The sequence below is a fragment of the Myxococcus faecalis genome, from assembly GCF_050039385.1.
Taxonomy (GTDB): domain Bacteria; phylum Myxococcota; class Myxococcia; order Myxococcales; family Myxococcaceae; genus Myxococcus; species Myxococcus fulvus.
The window spans coordinates 8,024,318-8,043,248 of sequence record NZ_CP144336.1; the positions used below are offsets into that span (position 1 = coordinate 8,024,318).

Consider the following 18,931-nt stretch of genomic DNA (forward strand, 5'->3'; position numbering starts at 1 on the left):
CCCCTCGCGCGTGGCTAAGACCCGCCGCGTGCTCCTCTCCTGCTGGAAGCCTGTCGTTCCCCTGCTGGTCGCCGTGGCGCTGACCGGCTCGGGTTGCAAGAACCCGGAGGGCTCCGCGCCCGCCTCCACCCAGGCGCCCGCCGCTCCGGCGGCCCAGGCCAAACCGCCCGCGCCTCCCCCGGAGCCCGCGGCCCCGCCGGCGGACCCCTCCCAGGCGCTCTTGGGCATCCCCGGCATGGACTTCTCCTCGCTGTCGGCGGCCTCCAAGCGGGAGCTGGCCACGGTCCTCAGCGATGAGTTCTGCTACTGCGGCTGCCCCCACACGCTGGGGGCCTGCCTGAAGTCGCACACCGGCTGCCGCCACGCCAAGCGCATGGCGCGGGTGGCCGCGCGCATGGTGTCCGAGGGCAGCCCGGCCACGGAGGTCATCGTCCAGCTGTCCCAGTACTACGGCGCCTTCCGCGAGCAGCGCGCGAAGTTCAAGGTGGACGAGCGCATGTGCATGGGCTCCGCGTCCGCTCCGGTGACGGTGGTGGAGTTCTCCGACTTCGAGTGCCCGTACTGCGCCAAGGCGCGGCCGGTGCTGGAGGCCTTCGCGAAGAAGAACGCCTCCCAGGTGCGCTTCTGCTACCTGCCCTTCCCGCTGTCCAACCACGTCAACGCCGTGCCGGCGGCCCAGGCGGCGCTGTGGGCGCGCGACCAGGGCAAGTTCTGGCAGATGCACGACGCGCTCTTCGAGAACCAGGACAACCTCAAGCCGGAGGCCCTGGTGGCGCTGGCGAAGAAGCTGGGGCTGGAGGAGGACCGGCTGGCGGCGGTGCTCAAGTCGGACTCGTACAAGCAGGAGCTGGAGGGCTTCCGCAACCAGGGCCGCGCGGCCGGGCTGTCGGGCACGCCGACGGTGTACTTCAACGGCCGGGCGCTGGACCTGAGCTTCATCCAGGAGGAGCTGCTCACCCACAGCATGGAGGATGAGCTGGAGTGGGTGACGAACAAGAACGCCTGGGCGGCTGACTGACGCGGCAGATGACGCAACGGTTCCGCATCGACGCGGGGCAGCTCGTCCCCGAGGATCGCCAGAGCCCCTCTCCGTTGGCGGGGCGCTCGGGGACGTACGCGCTGATGCCCACGGCGCCGGACCTGCTCATCTTCTCCCGGGGGCCCAGCGAGGGCGGCAGCATCCCCGCGCCCCGGGTGGTGCTCTCCGGCGACGCGGGCGGCTTCCCGCTGTCGGACCTGATGGCCTTCCTCAGCCAGTCGCGCTGGAGCGGCATCATCCGGGTGCACTCGCCCGGCGGCGAGCGCTCGGTGACGTTCCGCGACGGCGAGGTGCGGGGCGCGTCCTCGGATGACCCGGCGGACCGGCTGGGCGAGGTGCTGGTGCGCCTGGGCTACGTGGAGCGTCCCCAGGTGGAGGCCGCGCTGAAGGGCCAGCCTCCGTCCAAGGTGGGCCGCGCGCTGGTGGAGAAGGGGCTGTTGCAGGCGCATGACCTCTTCAAGTGCGTCACGCACCAGGTCAGTGAGATCTTCCACGCCATCGTGCTGTGCCGGGAGGGGAGCTTCTTCCTCATCGACCAGCCGGTGGACGAGAAGGCCAATCACTCCATCCAGCTCTCCACCCAGAGCCTGCTGATGGACAGCATCCGGAAGATCGACGAGATGGCGCACTTCCGGAAGCGCATCCCCCACGGCCGGCTGTACGTGGCCAAGAAGCGCGGCTCCGACGGCAAGCTGGAGGAGGACGAGGACCGGGTGCTGGGGCTGGTCGACGGGCGCCGCACCATCCTGGAGCTGGGGCACGCGGCGCGGCTGTCGGAGTTCGACATCACCAAGGTCGTCTTCCGCCTGCTCGAGGGCGGCTTCGCGTCGGTGACGGACAAGCCGCTGCTGGTGCCCGTGGCCGTCGCGACGGGGAGCGCTCCGACGCCGGGGCAGTCGGTGGGGCAGGGTGGCACCGCGCAGGGCAAGCCCGCGGCGAGCGCTGCGCCCGCGGTGGACCCGCGTCCGGCGGCGCGCGTGTTCAACTTCATCTTCCGGGAGATTCGCGACGAGGTGGCCAAGCAGGGAATGGACCGCGAGTTCATCGCCGCCGCCAACGCCGCGCTGTCCGGGCAGGCGCTGTCGTCCTCGCCGGTGTTGGAGGGGCTGTCCTTCCAGGCGGACGGCAGCCTGGCCGAGGCGAAGCTGATGGAGTCCTTCGAGCGGCACCACGCGCAGCTGGGCTCCGAGCCGCTGGCCTCCTTCAAGCAGGCGCTCAGCGACGTGATGTTCTTCTTGTTGTTCCAGGCCGGTGAGCTGTTGGAGTCGCGCGCGGACGAGGACCTCGCCCGTCGTGTGAAGAAGCTGCTGGCGACGCTCGAGGGCTCGTGACGACGGATTCGGATTGGCCGCGGTTGACGGCGGATGTCCCCGGCTGTGGTGGTGGTTTCAAGCTGGTCCCCGAGGACTTCGAGGTCGAGGAGCTCCCCGCCTATCAGCCGTCGGGCGAGGGCGAGCACCTCTACCTGTGGCTGGAGAAGCGGGGCCGGGACACGCGCGAGGTGGTGCGCGCGCTGTCCCAGGTGCTGGGCGTGTCCGAGGACGACGTGGGCGTCGCGGGCATGAAGGACCGGCAGGCCGTCACGCGGCAGCTCATCTCGGTGCCCGCGCGCGCGGAGCCCAAGCTGGGCGACTTCGCGCTGGAGGGCGTGCAGGTGCTGTGGTCGCGCCGGCACGGCAACAAGCTGCGGACCGGGCACCTGAAGGGCAACCGCTTCCGCCTGCGCCTGCGCGGCGTGCGCGACGTGGGCGCGGCGCGGGAGTCCTTCACGCGGCTGTCCGCGGGCGGCGTGCCCAACTACTTCGGCGAGCAGCGCTTCGGCCGCGCGGGTGACAACGCGGACCTGGGGCGCCTGCTGGTGCTGGGGCAGCGCCTGCCGAAGCGGCCGGAGCGCTTCCAGCGCAAGCTGTACCTCTCCGCCTTCCAGTCGCGCATCTTCAACCGGGCGCTCGCGGACCGCGTGCGCGCGGGCACCTTGTCCACGGCCCTGCTGGGAGACGTGCTGCGCAAGGAGGAGACCGGTGGCCTCTTCGTGTGTGAGGCGCCGGAGGTGGACGGGCCTCGCGTCGCCGCGTTCGAGGTGAGCCCGGCGGGGCCGCTGTTCGGCCCGAAGATGACGGCCTCCGCGGGCGAGGTGGCGGAGGTGGAGGCGAGGCTGCTCGCGGGCGAGGGCGTCACGCTGGACGACTTCAAGCGCGGCGGCGGCGAGACGGAGGGCGGGCGCAGGCCGTACCGCGTCCGCCTGGGCTCGCCCGAGCTGACGCCCGAAGGTGAAGACCTGTGGCTCACCTTCGAGCTGCCCCGGGGCGCGTACGCCACCGAGGTCCTCCACGAGCTGCTCAAGGACGACTGAACTGGAGGCGTCGAGGCGGCGCTGTCCGCCCTGTTCCGATATTGCCGCCGGCGCGAGAGCTGGCTTGCACCAGGCTTGATTCCCGGGCCATCGGGCCCTGTGGACAGGGGGCCCGCCCCGCGGCCACCGCGCTCATCCGATGACGGCCCCGATGTCGGGTTTGAGGCCCTTCTCATGCTCGGGCGCTCCAGCCAGCCGCTCGCCCGGGATGACGGCGCGGGCCCTGCCGTGGTCGCCGCGCCTGGAAGGCCCCGCGTCATCACCAGGGATGCCCGCCCCGCGCGGTGACGGGCCCCTGGACGCAGGCGCGGCGGCAGGCGCCTTTGTCCTCGCGAGGGGCGGTCCGTCCCGCGCGGTGACGCACCCCTGAAAGCCAAGCGCCTCCGCGGGACGAAGCCCGGGAGGCGCTGTGCCTGCTTCCGCGTGGAGCGGAAGGCTACTGCGTGATGATGTTGAACTCCGTGCGGCGGTTCTGCGCGCGGCCCGCCTTGGTGGTGTTCGGGCCGATGGGCCGCGTCTCACCGAAGCCCACCGCCTCCATCCGACCCGGGTCGATGTTGCGCCGCAACAGCTGCGCCATCACCGCGTCGGCGCGCTTCTGGGACAGCTTCAGGTTCGCCTCGTCCTTGCCCAGCGAGTCGGTGTGGCCCTCGATGCGGACCTTGGCGATCCACGGAGCGTCACGCAGCGCCTGCGCCACGTCGTCGAGGATGCCGTTGTTCTGCTTGTTGCCGAGGATCCTCGCGGAGCCTGAGGAGAAGAGGATCTGCTTCTTGATCTCGATGCGGTCCTTCTTGATGACCACGTTCTTGTACTGCTTCGGGCAGCCGCGCTGCTCCTTGGTGCCGGGCTCGTCCACGCACGCATCCAGGCGGTCCACCACGCCGTCGTTGTCCGTGTCCTTGTCCGGGCAGCCCGAGTTCTCCGGCGGGCCCGCCTCGTTGGGGCACTTGTCCTGGGCGTCCGCCAGACCGTCGGCGTCGTTGTCCAGGTCGGGGCAGCCGTCCTCGTCCTGGAAGCCGTCCTTGTCCTCGGGCTCGTCCGGGCACTTGTCCTGGCCGTCGTTGACGCCGTCGTTGTCCCGGTCCGGGCAGCCCAGGTTCTGGATGGGGCCGAACTCGTTGGGGCACTTGTCCTGCGTGTCCACGACCCCGTCATTGTCGTTGTCCAGGTCGGGGCAGCCGTCCTCGTCCTGGAAGCCGTCCTTGTCCTCGGGCTGGTCCGGGCACTTGTCCAGGTTGTCGTTGATGCCGTCGCCGTCGCGGTCCGTCGGCGCGAGCGCGGGGCAGCCCTGGTTCTCCAGCACGCCGGGCTCCAGCGGGCACTTGTCGTTGGCGTCGAGCACGCCGTCGTTGTCGTTGTCCGGGTCCGGGCAGCCGTCCTCGTCCTGGAAGCCGTCCTTGTCCTCGGCCTGGTCGGGGCAGGGGTCGTCCTTGTCCAGCACGCCGTCGCCGTCGCTGTCCGTCTCCTCGATGCGGACCACGACCTGGGGCGGCTTCTGGGGCTCGGGCGTCGTCGGCGTCGTCGCCTGCGGGGCCTCGGGGCGCTCGCGCACCAGCACCTGCCGGGGGCCGCAGCTCTTCGACAGCTCCAGCGCCCGGTCCACCGCCGTGTCGGCCAGCCGCACGTGCGAGGCGGCACGGCCGCTGTTGCCCTGGCTCAACTCGCCCTTGGCGAAGTCGAGGTGGGCCTCCGCGGTGGCCAGCTCCACCGGCGCGCAGCGCAAGGCGCCGCTGCGGCGGGCGCGCTCGACGTCCGCGGCGAGCACCTGGGTGTCCGCGCGAATCTTGCTGCCGCTCACGCAGCTGGCGAGCAGGAGGGACAGGAGCGCTACAAGACAGGGACGCGTCATCGGGAGCACTCGGAGCGTCACGGGTTCGGGGTCCTCTCGCCGGTGTCGCTGCTGCCCGACACGGACATGGCCTTCTCGCGCGCCTCGTTGGCGAAGCGCGACGCCTTCACCGCGAAGTCCACGCCGGCTTGGTAGTCGGAGTAGCCAACCTCCTCACGCGCCTTGTCGAGGTACAGGTTCGCGGCGGTCCACTCGTACGGAGCCAGCTTGTCGGCTCCGGCCGTGCGCGCGGCCTGAATCTGGACTTCGGCGTCGAGGATGTTCGCGGTGGACTTCACGGGGCCGCATGCGGCGAGCGCCCCGGCCACCGACACCAGCACCGTCAGCTTCTTCATAGCGTGGCGCCTCTAGAGGAGGGACAGAGGCATCGGTCGTATCAATCGCCTCTTGGGGGGTCAAGAATCGGGCAGACCCTGTTGGTGGGGGGGCGGCCCGGCGCCAGGGACTTTGACGGCCGGCGCATGGCTTGCCATCGTCCCCCTCCCGTGCGCCCGCCCGTCCTCCCCGCCCGCCTCCTGCTGCTCTTGACGCTGCTCGTGTCCCCCCTGGCCCTGTCCGCCCAGGCATCCGCCGCGAAGCGCGCCGAGCGCCAGGCCGAGACGGAGAAGGTGGTCCAGACCGTCCTGCAGGGCGGCGCCGTGCCCGCCGCCGTCTCCCGCCTGCGCTACCTGCGCGAGGAGCCCTTCGCCGCGGACCTCATCACCGAGGCCCTGCGCCGCGCCCTGGACGAGCGGGTCCGCCGCAACCTCGTCGCGGTGCTCGCGGGGCTGGACACGCGCTCGGCGGAGCCCGCGCTGGTGAAGCTCGCCGGCGACGGGGACAGCACGGTGCGCATGTACGCCGCGCAGGGCCTGGCCCGCCTCAAGAGCCGCAACGTGCAGGTGCTGCTGCCCCTGCTGAACGACAAGAGCAGCGGCGTGCGCCGGGACGCGGCCCGCGCGCTGGGCGCCTCGCGCAACCCCAAGGTGGGCAAGGCGCTGATGGCGGCCGCCAAGGAGGAGCAGGAGCTGGAGGTGCGCGCCGCGATGCTGGCCGCCGCCGGCGAGGCCGGGGACGCCAAGCAGGCAAAGTCCCTCAAGGAGTTCCTGGAGAACGACTCGGAGAGCACCCGCTTCGCGGCGGCGCGCGGCCTGTGCCGGCTGGGCGCCCCGGAGGGCTTCGCCTTCGCCAACAAGCTGCTCGGCGACTCGGACCGCTTCAAGCGGCGCCAGGGGCTGGAGCTGTTCGAGGGCGTGGTGGCGAAGAAGGCGAGCCCCGCGCTCAAGCCGCTCCTGGAGGACAAGGACCGCACGCTGGCCGCGGGCGCCGCGCGCATCCTCTACCAGGGCGGCGACCCGTCCATGCTGGACTGGCTGGTGCTGGCGTCGTGGAACGCCAAGAACGACGAGAAGCTGGCGTACGAGAAGGAGCTGGAGACGCTCCAGCTCCCGGATGATCGCCGCAAGGTGATCCTGCGAAGGGCGGGCGTGGCGCCATGACGTGGGCGGTGGTGCTGGCCTCGGCGCTGTTCACCCAGGCGCCGGGGGCCTCCTCGAAGCAGGACGTCGCGCCCGGAGCCGCGCGGCTGGTGGAATCCGGTTCGGCCGCGGCCCAGGCGGCCACGGCCACGCCCGCGCGCGCCAACGGCTGGACGGGCCTGGACGCGAGCGGCTTCGCGGCCCTGGTGGCCCAGGCGACGGAGGCGCCCCTCTCCGAGCGGCTCCTGTCGATGAGCGCGCGCTTCATCAACACGCCCTACGTGCTGTCCCCGCTGGGCGAGGGCTCGGGCGTGGACCCCGACCCGACCTTCCGCCTGGACGCGGTGGACTGCCTCACCTTCGTCGAGCAGTCGATGGCGCTGGGGCTGGCGCGCTCCGAGCCGGAGGTGGGCGCGCTGCTCGAGCACATCCGCTACGCCCGGACGCCCTCGTACGAGGACCGCAACCACCTGATGGAGGCGCAGTGGCTGCCCAACAACATCCGCAAGGGCTTCCTGCGCGACGTGACGCGCGCGCTCGGCGGTGAGGACACCGTCAGCGTGACGAAGACGCTGACGAAGACCACCTGGCAGTCGCGCTCGTCGCAGTCGCTCCAGCTGCCCCGGGAGCGTCAGCCGACGGGCACGTTCGCGCTGGACATGATTCCGCTGGAGAAGGTGATGGCGCACGCGCGCGACATCCCCTCCGGCACCATCCTCGTGGTGATGCGCGAGGACCTGCCCCTCAAGGCCACGCGCATCACCCACCTGGGCTTCGTGGTGCAGCGCAAGCACCGCACCTTCCTGCGTCACGCCTCGCGCGGCGGCTACAACCGCGTGGTGGACGAGGACCTGGAGACCTTCCTCACGCGCAACTCGCGCTACGCGAAGTGGAAGGTCACCGGCGTGAGTCTCTTCGAGGCGCGGAGGCCGGACAGCGCTCCTTCCAGCGCGGTGGTGCGCTCACCCTGACGGGGCCGTCAGAAGGCGGGCGGCGGGGGCGAGGAGCGCTCGGTCTCCCGCTCCTCCTCCTCGGCGGCCCGCGCGGCCTCGTCATTGGTGGCGGCCTCCTGGGCTCGCTCCCGCTCGATGAGCAGCGCCGCGCGCTCCCGCATCTCCTCGGGCACGAGAATCTCCCACCAGGGGAGCAGGTTCCCGGTGGTCAGCTTGTCCACCACGCCCGAGCGTCCCGCGCGCACGAGCACCGGGATGTCCCGCTCCTCGAGCATCCCGGTGAAGACCTCCACCATGAGCGGGTTGTCCGTCGTGCCCGCGCGCGCGAAGACGCGCTGGTCCAGCTCGTGGGGCAGCGGCAGGCCTCGCCGGCTCATCTCGCTGGCCTCGACCAACCGGGGGCTGCCCGGGCAGTCCGAGCATTGCTCGATGTCATCCCGGTACTCCGAGCCGCAGCTGGTGCAGTATCTCATGTCCGTCCCTCCTGCCCGTGGATGTCCTGGAGGGACATGGTAGGGCCGCTGTCCCGTCGCGGCACCTGGGGCCCATCCTTCCGTTCACTGCCGGGCGTCGTCGCCCGACCAGTGGCGGGCCTCCGCCCCCAACCTGCCCACGGCGCTGCTCAGCCGCTCCACGTCGATGGGCTTGCGCAGCATCAAGTCGCAGTGCTCGGCGCCATCCACCTGCGTGTAGCCCGACACCAGGATGACGCGCGTGCGCGCGGAGCGGGCCTTCACCCGCCGGGCCAGCTCCGTGCCCGTCAGTCCCGGCAGGGACTCGTCCGTCACCACCACGTCCGGATGCGTGCTCTCGAAGGCCCTCCAGCCCGACAGGCCGTCACTCGCCGTGACGACGTCGAAGTCGAACTCGAGCAGCTCCGCGAGGAGCTCCCGGCTGTCTGCGTCGTCCTCGACGAGGAGGACCTTGATTCGCTCGGCACCCATGCGTCTGGGTAACCCTGGCACCTGTCGGAAACGTCCGCCGCGAAGGCCGCGCCACCCGCGCCGCTCCGCTCGGAGGGCAGGCGGCCGGAAGAGCGCCCCTCACCGCGGGGCAATGGGCTGTCCATCCGCCGGGGACTGTCCATCTTTGGCCCCGGAGGTGATGCCATGAAGGTGTTGATGCGGGGCGTGCATCTGACCCTGACGGATTCCCTGAGGGACTATCTGCAGGAACATCTGGTGAGCCACATCGAGCGGTACGCGGACGACGAGGCGGCGGAGATCGACATCTCGCTGGTGGACATCAACGGCCCGAAGGGCGGGGTGGACAAGGAGTGTCGGGCGACGGTGCGCATGCCGAACTTCGCGGCCATCCACGTCACGGAGACGGCGGAGACGCTGTTCCAGGCCATCGACGCGGCGCGTGACCGGCTGGAGCGCAGCGTGCGCAAGGCCGTGGAGCGGCGCCGCGAGGTGCGCACGGACGGGCTGCCCGACGACGTGGCGGCGAACGTGCCCACCTATTAGCGCAACACGTATCAGGGTGTAGGGCCCGGTCTTCCTGGCTGTGGGCCAGGCGGCCGGGCCCCAGTTGTCCGCTGTCCGAATCTTGCTGGGTCCGAATGGTGAACGCTATAAGCGGAACCCTTCACCCATGGGCTAAAGGACGGCGATGGTCCGCCTCAAGTTCCTCCTCTTCGCGTTCCTGGTCATCGGACTGGGGCTTGCTCATCTCCCGATGTTGTCGGGACCGCTTCGCGCGCGCGCGGTGGAAGGAGCCACGGCTCAGTCCGCCTCGGGCGTGACGGAGGTGGCGCGCCGCGTGGATGCGCGTCGCGCGGAGGTCCAGGCGCTGGCGCTGAAGCTGGCCGCCACGCCGGACGTGGCGAGCGCGGTGCACGCGCTGCAGCCGCCCAAGCCCGCGACGCCCGCGCGTCCCCAGTACGGCGCCTCTTCTCGCGACAAGGACAAGGAGGACGACAAGGCCGGCTTGCAGCCGCTGACCGCCGAGCGCTTCTCCGCCGTTCGCACCGCCGCCGAGGCCGTGCTGCCCAAGGAGCTCAAGGGCGCGGTGGTGGCGCTGGCCGCTCCGGACGCGGCGTTCCACGCCGTTGTCGGCGGGGAGCCCTCCTCCGACAGCGCGAAGCTGGATGTCGCGGCGCTGGTGAAGGCGGGCACCACGGTGGTGGACGCGCTGGGGACGACCCACGTGTTCGCCGCGGTGCCGGTGTTGTGGGGCGGGGACTTCGGCGTGCAGCCGGCGGTGACGCTGGTGGTGGGCGCGCCGCTGTTCGACGAGGGCGCGCTGGAGGCCGCGGTGCAGGCCTCGGGCGTCACGGCGCTCGGTCTGGTGAAGGGGGATTCGGTGACGGCTTTCGGGCCGGACAAGCTCCTGGCGGAGGGCTCGCTCGCGCAGGTGGCCGCGAACACGAACGGCGTGGTGGTGCGCCGTGGGGCCGTGAAGAGCCTGGGGCCCGTCGCGCTGCCGATGCTCACGGACGGCGACGTCATGGGCGGTCAGGCGCCGCTGGCGGTGGCCTCTCGCCGCACGCTGGAGGGGACCTCGGTGGAGGTGTTCTCCGTGGCCGGGACGCAGGCGGTGCTGGGCGCGCTGGCGGACTATCAGCAGAGCGCGCTCTTCGCCCTGGCGGGCCTGCTGGTGCTGACGCTGGTGTGGGCGGCGATGATGGGCGGCGCTCGGGCCTCGGGTGACGAGGTCCAGGGCTCTTCCGACACGCTGAGCCTGTCGGCCGCGATGGCGGCGAGCGCTCCGGCGGCCATGCCCGCCGCGCATTCCACGCCGCCCCCGCCGCAGCCGGTGGCCGCGGCTCCGACGCCGGGACCGTTGCCGGACCCGTTCGCGTCCTCGCCGCTGCCTCCCGTGCCGACGCCGGGGCCGCTGCCCGACCCGTTCGCCTCCGCGCCGCCTCCTCCCGCGGCCCAGCCGTTCGGGGCGGATCCGTTCGCCCATGCGGCGCCGGCGCCCGCGGCGGCTCAGCCGTTCGGGGCGGATCCGTTCGCGCTGCCGCCTCCTCCCGCGGCGCCCGCGCCGATGGCGGACCCGTTCGCGCTGCCGCCTCCCTCGGCGGCTCCGTCCAGCCCGTTCGGTGGGGCGGACCCGTTCGCCCAGGCGGAGCCGTTCCCGTTCCCGGCGCCTCCTGCCTCGACGCCGCCTCCTCCGGCGGTGCCGCCCGCGACGCCGTTCGGCTCCGCGTCGTCCATGCCGTTCGAGCCGGAGCCCAATGGGGAGTCGCTGTCGCCGGCGTCGCCGCGTCGGGGGGCGTTCGCCTTCGAGGACCAGCCCACGGCGGCGTACTCGCTGCAGCAGGCGGCCAACCCGTTCGCGCTGGCGGCGGCGCAGTCTCCGGAGAACCCGGAGACGACGCGCGTCGCGGCGATTCCTCGCGAGCTGCTCCAGGCGAGCGCGCGTCCTCCCGACGCTCCGATTCCGTTGCCGGCGCGGGGTGGGGCGGCTCCCGCGGCGATTCCGCTGCCGGGCGCGGGGCCCTCGGGCAACTCCGCGGTGGCGCTCTCCGAGGAGCAGCACTTCCAGGAGGTCTTCCGCGAGTTCGTCACCACGCGCGAGCGCTGTGGCGAGCCGGCCGACGGCCTGACGTACGACAAGTTCGTGCAGAAGCTGCGCAAGAACAAGGAGCAGCTCGTCCAGAAGTACGCGTGCAAGACGGTGCGCTTCCAGGTCTACGTGAAGGAGGGCAAGGCCGCCCTCAAGGCCACGCCCGTCAAGGACTGAGCGCGGCGCTCACCGTGAGGTGACAGTCGGAGCCCGAGGCGCAGGTTGCCTCGGGCTTCGTTCGTTTCCGGGGCCGCGGCACGCGGCGGCTCGTGTCCGGTGCGTTGGGCTCCAGGCACGTCCGCGCGTTTCGTATCGATTCGAGGCAGAAGGCTCGCCGCCCCTTGTTCCACACATGCAGTGCGTCGCGAGGGCCACGCCTGCGCGAGGCCTCGTGTCCCAGGCCCGCGCGCTGGACGCCGGTTCGAGGCGCCTGGCCTACCGGGCGCTGACGGTCCCGATGCTCTCGGTGCGGGGGAGCACGACGCTGAAGCGCGCGCCCTGGCCCGGCTCGCCGCCGACCTCGAGCTTGCCGCCGTGCTCCTGGAGGATGCGCGCCGCGATGGCGAGCCCGAGCCCGGTGCCTCCGTCCTTCGTGGTGAAGTACGGCTCGAAGATGCGCGCCCGGTGCTCCAGGGGGATGCCCGGCCCGCTGTCCTCGACCTCGATGAGCGCGTCGGTGTCCGTGCCCTTCACACGCACGCGCAGGTTGCCGCCCTTGCCGGCCATGGCCTCCTCGGCGTTCTTCACGAGGTTGACCAGCACCTGCGTCAGCATGTCCCGGTCCGCCCGCGCCACCACGCCCGTCTGCAGGGCGGGAAGAATCTGGATGCCCTCGGGCGGCGTGGCGTAGAGCGCGAGCACGCTCTGCGCCAGCTCGGACAGGTCGACCGGCGCGAGCTGCGGCTTGGGCATCCGCGCGAACCGGCTGAACTCGTCGACGATGCGACGCAGCCGGTCCACCTCCTCCAGCACCACGCCCGCGCTCTCCTTGAAGAGCTCCGGGAAGCGCGGATGACGTGCCTCCTGCGCGGCGAGCAACGTCTCCAGCGACATTCGGATGGGCGTGAGCGGGTTCTTGATTTCATGCGCGAGCCGCCGCGCCACCTCCTGCCACGCGGCGATGCGCTCGCTGGCCACCAGTCGCTCCGTGGTGGCCTTCAGCTCGGACGTCATGTGGTTGAACGTCCGGACCAGCTCGCCCACCTCGCCCGTGGCATCCGCCGTCACCTGGACGTCCAGCGCACCCTCGGCCACGCGGCGGGCGCCCTCCGTGAGTGCCTCCACGGGCCTCGTCATCCACCGGGACACCAGCAGTCCCAGGAGCACCGCGAACGCACCGCCCAGGCCCGCGAGCAGGACGAACGCGCGCATGACGCCTTCCTCGGCCTCGCGCGCGGCGGCGCGACTGAAGACCAGCCGCACCGTGGCCGTGTCCCCCAACGGCAGCTCCCGAGCCACGGTGGGTGGCAGCGCGGTGCCGGCGCGCGCCAGCTCGTTCTCTCCCGAGACCAGCGTGACCTGGGCCTGCGTCAGTCGCGCCAGGTGCTGCGCCAGGCTGTCATCGAGCAGCACGCCGCCCACGGCCCACAGGCGCAGGTCTCCGTAGTCGATGGGCCGCGCGGTGACGAGCGCGGGCATCTGCCGCAGCCCCGACGACGTGCGCACCTCCACGCGGACGGGGACGGGCTTGGGGGACGACTCGCGGGTGACGGCGAAGAGGACGGGGTCCGGGTCTCCGCGCCGCGCGGGCAGGTGGCCCGAGGAGAGCACCGTGCCTCCTCGGTCGAAGAGCGCGAGCACCGTCAGGCCGCGCGTCTTCATCAGCGCTTCCGCCGTGCCGGCCTGGATGGCGCGGGTGGGGCGCTCGCGCGCCTCGCGGGCGAGGTCCTCCATGGCGGGGCTGTCGACCAGCTCCTCCACCGCGCGGCGGGCCGTCGCGGCCGAGCGCTCCAGCGACTCCTTCGCGCTGAGGGTGGCCGCCTCCATGCGGGCATCCAGCTCGCGCGAGAGCGTGTCACGCAGGCGCGACAGCGTGGGGAGGACGACCACCGCGAGAGGAACCAACGCGAGCAGCGCGAAGGCGAGCGCCAGCCGGGTCCTCAGTCTCAAGAGTGGCTCCTCCAAGCGTGTGGCTCATCCACGCCACTCGGGCATCGCGACATGTGCATGGATGCCGTCCTATCGCGGAGTCCTCCGTGGGCAGCAGGACCGCCCCCATGCACGTCCGCGGAGCTCGGTTGCCGCGCACCTTCGCAATGAGGAGGTCGTGCCGAGCGCACCGATGGCCTCTCTGCGCGACGCGCTCGGTGGACTGGGGCAATGCGCCACCGCATGTCGGCTGCGCCGGCTCGCCGCTCACCCGCGCGGAGAGCCCATCGCGTCACGCTCACGGGCGCCCTCCCATGGAGGCACTTTCAGCGGGCAGCAGGAACGCGCCGTCGAGCGTCGGCAGGCCCTGCGTGTCCATCACCAGCCCGCCGACCTCCGGCATGGCGCGCACGCCCAGACCCTGTGCATACAGCGGCAGCAGGGGCAGCGTCGCGGCCAGCGCCAACGCACGCTCACGGGCCCTCGCGTCGCGCGCCGCCATGTCCGTCAGGGCGCCGATGGCGGGCAGCTCCACGCCGAGCAAATCCTTGCGCCCACCCGCGTCCAGCACCACGGCCAGCGCGGGCCCCGGCGCGGGCGGCAGCATCAGCGCATGCAGCATCAGCTCGAAGTCGCCCTTGGCCCACCGCGCTCGCAGGGCCGCTCGAGACAAGGGCTCCAGGGCCACGGTGTAGCCCCGCTCATGCAGCTTCACCTGGATGCGCTCGGCCACCGCGCGCTGGTCCTCGAGCGCCGTGTCGTAGATGAGCGTCACCTTGCGAGACGGGCCCGAGGGAGGCGCCGTGGGCCGCGAGCGAGGACCTTGCGGCATCAGCGCGGGAGGCAGCAGGTGCGGCATGGGCACCGCGGGTCCATGCACGAACAGCCGCGTGAGGTCCTCGCGGTCGATGGAGCTCTCCACCGCCTGGCGGAAGTCGGCGGGGAGCCGACGGGGCGAGAACGCCAGGTACGTCGCGTACAGCATCGCGCCCGACACGGTGTCGGACTCGGACGAGACGCCCAGCTCCACCTGGACCTGTCGCGAGGACCACAGGCGCGCCAGCCCCCGCTCATCGGTGGCCGTGAGCAGCAGCCGGTCCAGGTACGGCCTCCCACGAGGCCAACGGGTCTGCGCATCGAGCGCGCCGCGCCCCGCCGACGAGAACGGCCCCGCCGGAGTGCCAGACACGGGCGCGGCCAGCGCCGGATGGCACAGCGCGCGCTCCATGTCGGGCCAGGGGAACGACAGCGCCAGCTCCAGCGTGGCGTCGCTCGCGTTGACCTGTCGCCCCTCGCCCCGCAGCGGGTAGAGCAGCGCACGGTACGGCGAGGCGCCCTCCGCGCTGGACAGCCGCATCCACGCGCGAGCCAGCGCTCCGGCCGTGGCGGCGTTGGGCAGCGTCAGGCGCGAGACCTGCGGCGTGGGACGCGACATCTCCCGGGCGAGCGCGGGATGGGCCTCGCCCTCCGGCGTCACCGTGCACACGGGGCGCGACAGCAGGCCCAGCAACGTGGCCTCCAGCGGCGTGTCCGCGAGCGACGGCTCCCCGACCTCGGGCGGCCCCGCGTGGGCCATGCGCACCTCTCCGCCATAACGCGTCCGCCCCGCCGCGAGCGAGGGCGAGGCGCCAAGGAGGACCAGACTGGCGAGCGCGAGACGCGGCGTCATGGGGCCCCCTGGCGAAGGAGGAACAGCTCACCGGTGCCATCCGGCTTCAACAGGCCCACCACCACCTCCCGACGCGCATCGCCGTCCAGGTTGGCCGTCACCACGTACAGCGCGCGCCCTGGAGGCAGCGCCCCCTGCCACAGCGGCTCATGCACGGTGGGGTCGGCGCCATTGAGCGCGTGCACCCGCAGCGCATCCGGTGAGGGCTGCAACAAGGGCGACGTGGTGAGCAGCTCCGGAGTGCCGTCTCCATCCAGGTCCCCCAGCGCGCTGCCAGCTCCCAGTCCGCTCAACCGCGTGGGCGCTGTCCCCGCGCGCGAATAGAGCGAGCCCGTGCCATCCGGGTGCACGAACAACATCCTCGGGGACGCGAAGCCGGCGGTGGTGAAGGGCGCGGAGAGCGTCACGGGCTTGCCGTCCGCCAGCCTCACCTCGGCCTGGAACGCCGTCTGTCCGGGGACGAAGCTCCCGCGCTCGGCGGGGCCCAGCGGGGCACTGTCCAAGGTCCCCACGGGCCGCAGCGTCCCACGCCCCTTGTCGAGCACGAGCAGCTCCCCCTGCGCCCGCCGGGTGCTCCAGGCGGCGAGGCGGGGCGGCCCCGGAAGCACCGCCAGCGCGCCGAAGGGCTCTCGCGTGGGCGCATTCGAGAAGGGCAGGCCGTCCAGCTCGCGTCGAGCCAACAGGCGTCCGTCCGCGTCGAAGACGGAGACCTCCGCCTCCGTCAGCACCGCGATTTCATCCCGCCCATCACCATCCAGGTCGCCCGCGGCGAGCGCGGCGATGGGCTGCTCCAGTCGCGCCAGCACGGCGCCCAACAACCGCACACTCCGAGCCCCCGCGGCGGGAGGCGTGGTCGCGGGAGCGCCCACCGAGGCCAGCGCGAGCACCTCCGCGTCCGCGTCCACCGACTCGACGAGCGCGCCCGAGGGCTTCGCCGGACGCGTCGGCACCCGGCCCGACCAGAAGTTCACCCACGTGCCCAGCGCATCGCCACGAGCTCGCAGGGCGCCAGCCTCCACATCCAGCGTCAGCCGCACCAGTGTGCGGGCACCCTGCGCCCGGGCCACGGACTCCGCGGCCTCGGCGCTCGGCGCATCCACCAGGACGGGGGCGAGGTTCGCCGAGGCGAGCCGTGAAGTGAGCACACTGCCCACCGCCCGCCGCAGCTCCGCCGAGCTTCCCGACAGGTACAGGCCCACGGGGGCCTCGGCGGGGAGCTTCCGCACGGCGGTGGCCAGCTCACCCGCGAGCCGCTGAACAGCGGATGTGCCCTCCGCGGAGGAAGACGCCGCGCCCGCCGCCAGCGAGGCCAGCAGCGGCGCGAGGACGAGAGTTCGGCTCACAGACCCTTCCTGCCGTCGTCGAGGAAGAACTCATCCGTCGTCACCTGTCCGGGCGGCGGCGCCTCGGCGGTGGGCTGCGTCCCCTCGAGGAACGGCTCCAGTCGCCCCGGCACGGACGAGCCGGCCAGCAGCCCCGTCGCGGGGTCGATGCGAACCTGGAGCACTCCAGGAGGCACCTCGAACTCGCGCGCGGGAAGTCCCTCGTGCGCCACGCGCATGAACTGCAACCAGATGGGCAGCGCGGCGCGACCACCCGTCTCACTGCCACCCAAGGGCGAGTTGTCGTCGAAGCCCACCCACGCGCTGGCCACCCAGTCCGCCGTGTAGCCGGAGAACCACGTGTCCTTGCTCTCCTGCGTGGTGCCCGTCTTGCCCGCGGCCGGACGGTTGAGCTCGCGCACCGCCTTGGCCGTGCCTTCCTCCACCACGCTGCGCATCAACGACGTGGTGAGGTACGCGACGGCCGGCGGCAGCGTCTCCTCGAACGCGGGCTGGTGGTCCTCCAGCAGCTTGCCGCGCGAGTCCCGCACGCGCAGCAGCATGAGCGGCTCGGCCAGCTTCCCGTTGGCCTGGAGCGTGGCGTACGCGTTCACCGCCTCCAGCATCGTCACCTCGCCCGTGCCCAGCGCCAGCGTGAGGTTCTCCGGCATCGCGGAGCGGATGCCCGCCCGGCGCGCGAAGTCGATGACGGTGGGCGGGGTGAGCGCCTCGATGAGCCGCACCGACACCGTGTTCTTCGACTTCGTGAGCGCCTGGCGCAGCGTCATCGGCCCCTCGAACTGGCGGTCATAGTTCTGCGGCCTCCACGCCTTGCCCGTGTACGGGTCGCGGATGGTCTCGGGGGCGTCGTTGACCTTGGAGAGCGGCGTGTAGCGTCCGCTCGCGAGCGCGGCGGCGTACAGGAACGGCTTGAAGGACGAGCCTGGCTGACGTCGGGCCTGCGTGGCGCGGTTGAACGACGAGCGCTCCGCGTCATACCCACCCACCAGCGCGACGACGTTGCGGTTGTCGGGGCGGATGACCACGAGGCCGCCCTGAACCACGGGCACCTGGTCCAGCGTCGCCTCCACGAAGGCTGGCGCGGGCGGGGCCTTCAGCACGCGCACGAAGACCAGCTGCCCCTTCTCGAACACGTCGCCAATCTTCTTCGGCGAGCCCTTGCCCTTCTGCCGCGCCCAGCTCACGCCCGGGAAGGCCACCTCCGCGGTGCGGCCCACCAGGTCCACGCGCGCCACGTTGCGCTTCTCGTCCAGCTCCGTCACGTAGCCCGTCAACCGCAGCCCTTCCTCCAGCGGCTTCAGGCGCACCGCGCGCACCAGCAGCTCCTCCTCGGACGGAGGCGCCTCGTCCTCGGGCGTCAGCTCCGGCCGCTGCTCCTCCGCGCCGTCCACGTCCGCCTCCGCGGTGGCCACCTCCTTGGGGGGCTCTCCCGGCGCGGTGACGCGCGCCAGGGGCTCCAGGTCCGCGACATAGCCCTGGTCCTTCTGCCGACGTCCGGCCTCCTCGATGCGGGTGAGCACCATGGCCCGAAGCCGCGTCCACTGCGCGTCCTCCAGCGTGCCCTTGGGACCGCGGTAGCCCTGGCGACGGTCCACCGCCTCCAGGCCCTCGCGCACCGCCTGCTCGGCGGCGACCTGGAGCCTGGGCACCATGGCGATGTCCACCCGCAGGCCCCCCTGCATCACCGCGTGCTCGCCGTAGCGCTCGATGAGCGTGCGGCGAATCTCCTCCGCGTAGTACGGGCCCACGGCCTGCTCCGGACGCGGCGCCAGGACGATGGGCTTGTCCAGCTCCTCGTCCACCACCTTGCGCGGCACGAAGCCCTGCGCGGCCATCTGCCCCAGCACATAGCGCTGGCGCGACTTCGCCCGCGTCATGTTCGTCACCGGGTTGATGCGGTGGGGAATCTGCACCGTGCCCGCCAGCACCGCCGCCTCGCCCACGCTCAAATCCTTGGCGCGCTTGCCAAAATAATAGAGCGCGGCCTCCTCCACGCCGTAGCGGCGCTGCCCGTAGTAGGACTGGTTGATGTAGAGGCTGAGGATCTGGTCCTTGGTGAGCGCCTCCTCGACGCGCGGGGTGAGGATCCACTCGCGAATCTTGCGCGACAGCTTGCGCTCGGGGGACAGCAGCAGGTTCTTCACCACCTGCTGGGTGATGGTGGACGCGCCGGACTTGCGGCTTCCGGGGATGAGGTTCTTGATGGCCGCGCGGAGGATGCCGAACGGGTCCAGGCCCACGTGCTTGTAGAAGTCCGCGTCCTCGGCGGCGAGGAATGCGTCGCGCACGTGCGGAGGCAGGTCCTGCACGCGCACCACGGTGCGCTTCTCGTAGGCATACTCGGCGCACACCTTGCCGTCCGCGCACGTCACCTTGGTGACCTGCGGCAGCTCGTACGTGCGCAGCGCGTCCACCGAGGGCAAATCCCGGCTGTAGTAGACGTACGCGCCCACGCACACGAGCAGGACCAGGACGAGCCCCACCACGCCGGTGATGAAGAGCCGCTTCGTCCACTTCCAGAGGCGCGCCCCCAGCCCGGGGCGGGGCGGCTCGGGCGCGGTCGGCGGCGTGGAGGGCTGCGGGGCTTCGGGCGGAGTGGGCATCACAGGGGCCAGGGTCATGTGCTTCTCGACGGGGGCTGCACGTTAGACCGATGGGCCG

Annotated in this window: 15 protein-coding genes; 7 read left to right on the forward strand and 8 right to left on the reverse strand. The window is 72.1% G+C overall.

Annotated elements, in window-relative coordinates; all coding sequences use genetic code 11:
• Positions 1–10 precede the first annotated feature (10 nt).
• The 3 genes from VZQ01_RS32345 to truD are packed head-to-tail and all read left to right on the forward strand — an operon-like array spanning position 11 to position 3,392.
• Entirely contained in the window at positions 11–1,018 is a 1,008-nt protein-coding gene (locus tag VZQ01_RS32345) for a DsbA family protein (RefSeq protein ID WP_267700105.1), read from the forward strand.
• 8 nt (positions 1,019–1,026) lie between these two features.
• Complete coding sequence (locus VZQ01_RS32350; protein ID WP_223745456.1) at positions 1,027–2,370, forward strand: DUF4388 domain-containing protein; 1,344 nt, start codon at positions 1,027–1,029, stop codon at positions 2,368–2,370.
• Positions 2,367–3,392, forward strand: a complete 1,026-nt coding sequence (truD, locus tag VZQ01_RS32355; protein ID WP_141333014.1) for a tRNA pseudouridine(13) synthase TruD — start codon at positions 2,367–2,369, stop codon at positions 3,390–3,392. Before VZQ01_RS32350 ends, truD begins: the two co-directional genes overlap by 4 nt.
• 436 nt (positions 3,393–3,828) lie before the next feature.
• Here the strand turns inward: truD and VZQ01_RS32360 are convergent, their stop codons facing one another.
• Together VZQ01_RS32360 and VZQ01_RS32365 are read right to left on the reverse strand one after the other, a co-directional pair.
• Complete coding sequence (locus tag VZQ01_RS32360; protein WP_248546803.1) at positions 3,829–5,244, reverse strand: OmpA family protein; 1,416 nt, start codon at positions 5,242–5,244, stop codon at positions 3,829–3,831.
• 17 nt (positions 5,245–5,261) lie between these two features.
• Entirely contained in the window at positions 5,262–5,579 is a 318-nt protein-coding gene (locus VZQ01_RS32365) for a DUF4398 domain-containing protein (RefSeq protein ID WP_223745458.1), read from the reverse strand.
• Between the two features lie 126 nt (positions 5,580–5,705).
• On the opposite strand from VZQ01_RS32365, the gene VZQ01_RS32370 reads away from it, so the two are divergent.
• Positions 5,706–6,722: a HEAT repeat domain-containing protein gene (locus VZQ01_RS32370; RefSeq protein WP_223745459.1), complete on the forward strand. Its 1,017-nt coding sequence runs from the start codon at positions 5,706–5,708 to the stop codon at positions 6,720–6,722.
• Complete coding sequence (locus VZQ01_RS32375) at positions 6,719–7,672, forward strand: N-acetylmuramoyl-L-alanine amidase-like domain-containing protein (RefSeq protein ID WP_223781996.1); 954 nt, start codon at positions 6,719–6,721, stop codon at positions 7,670–7,672. Before VZQ01_RS32370 ends, VZQ01_RS32375 begins: the two co-directional genes overlap by 4 nt.
• A gap of 8 nt (positions 7,673–7,680) precedes the next feature.
• On the opposite strand, the gene VZQ01_RS32380 is transcribed toward VZQ01_RS32375, so the two are convergent.
• Together VZQ01_RS32380 and VZQ01_RS32385 are read right to left on the reverse strand one after the other, a co-directional pair.
• Positions 7,681–8,127 (reverse strand): putative signal transducing protein, encoded by a 447-nt coding sequence (locus VZQ01_RS32380; RefSeq protein WP_223745461.1) that lies wholly within the window; start codon positions 8,125–8,127, stop codon positions 7,681–7,683.
• A gap of 84 nt (positions 8,128–8,211) precedes the next feature.
• Positions 8,212–8,598 carry a response regulator gene (locus VZQ01_RS32385; protein WP_223781997.1) on the reverse strand — a complete coding sequence of 129 codons (387 nt, stop codon included), beginning with the start codon at positions 8,596–8,598 and terminating at the stop codon, positions 8,212–8,214.
• A gap of 165 nt (positions 8,599–8,763) precedes the next feature.
• On the opposite strand from VZQ01_RS32385, the gene hpf reads away from it, so the two are divergent.
• Both hpf and VZQ01_RS32395 read left to right on the forward strand, forming a co-directional pair.
• Positions 8,764–9,123, forward strand: coding sequence for a ribosome hibernation-promoting factor, HPF/YfiA family (gene hpf, locus VZQ01_RS32390; RefSeq protein WP_223745463.1), 360 nt, complete (start codon positions 8,764–8,766; stop codon positions 9,121–9,123).
• Positions 9,124–9,268: 145 nt separating this feature from the next.
• Positions 9,269–11,347, forward strand: coding sequence for an MXAN_5187 family protein (locus VZQ01_RS32395; protein WP_426745573.1), 2,079 nt, complete (start codon positions 9,269–9,271; stop codon positions 11,345–11,347).
• Between the two features lie 258 nt (positions 11,348–11,605).
• Here the strand turns inward: VZQ01_RS32395 and VZQ01_RS32400 are convergent, their stop codons facing one another.
• The 4 genes from VZQ01_RS32400 to VZQ01_RS32415 all read right to left on the reverse strand — a co-directional run bounded on the left by VZQ01_RS32400 (position 11,606) and on the right by VZQ01_RS32415 (position 18,891).
• Positions 11,606–13,279, reverse strand: a complete 1,674-nt coding sequence (locus VZQ01_RS32400; RefSeq protein ID WP_426745574.1) for an ATP-binding protein — start codon at positions 13,277–13,279, stop codon at positions 11,606–11,608.
• Between the two features lie 277 nt (positions 13,280–13,556).
• Positions 13,557–14,927, reverse strand: a complete 1,371-nt coding sequence (locus VZQ01_RS32405; protein WP_426745575.1) for a peptide ABC transporter substrate-binding protein — start codon at positions 14,925–14,927, stop codon at positions 13,557–13,559.
• A complete protein-coding gene (locus VZQ01_RS32410; RefSeq protein ID WP_426745576.1) occupies positions 14,924–16,270 on the reverse strand; it encodes a VCBS repeat-containing protein in 1,347 nt (448 codons plus the stop codon). Before VZQ01_RS32410 ends, VZQ01_RS32405 begins: the two co-directional genes overlap by 4 nt.
• Entirely contained in the window at positions 16,267–18,891 is a 2,625-nt protein-coding gene (locus VZQ01_RS32415) for a penicillin-binding protein 1A (RefSeq protein WP_426745577.1), read from the reverse strand. The genes VZQ01_RS32410 and VZQ01_RS32415 overlap by 4 nt, the downstream gene beginning before the upstream one ends.
• Positions 18,892–18,931: the final 40 nt, after the last annotated feature.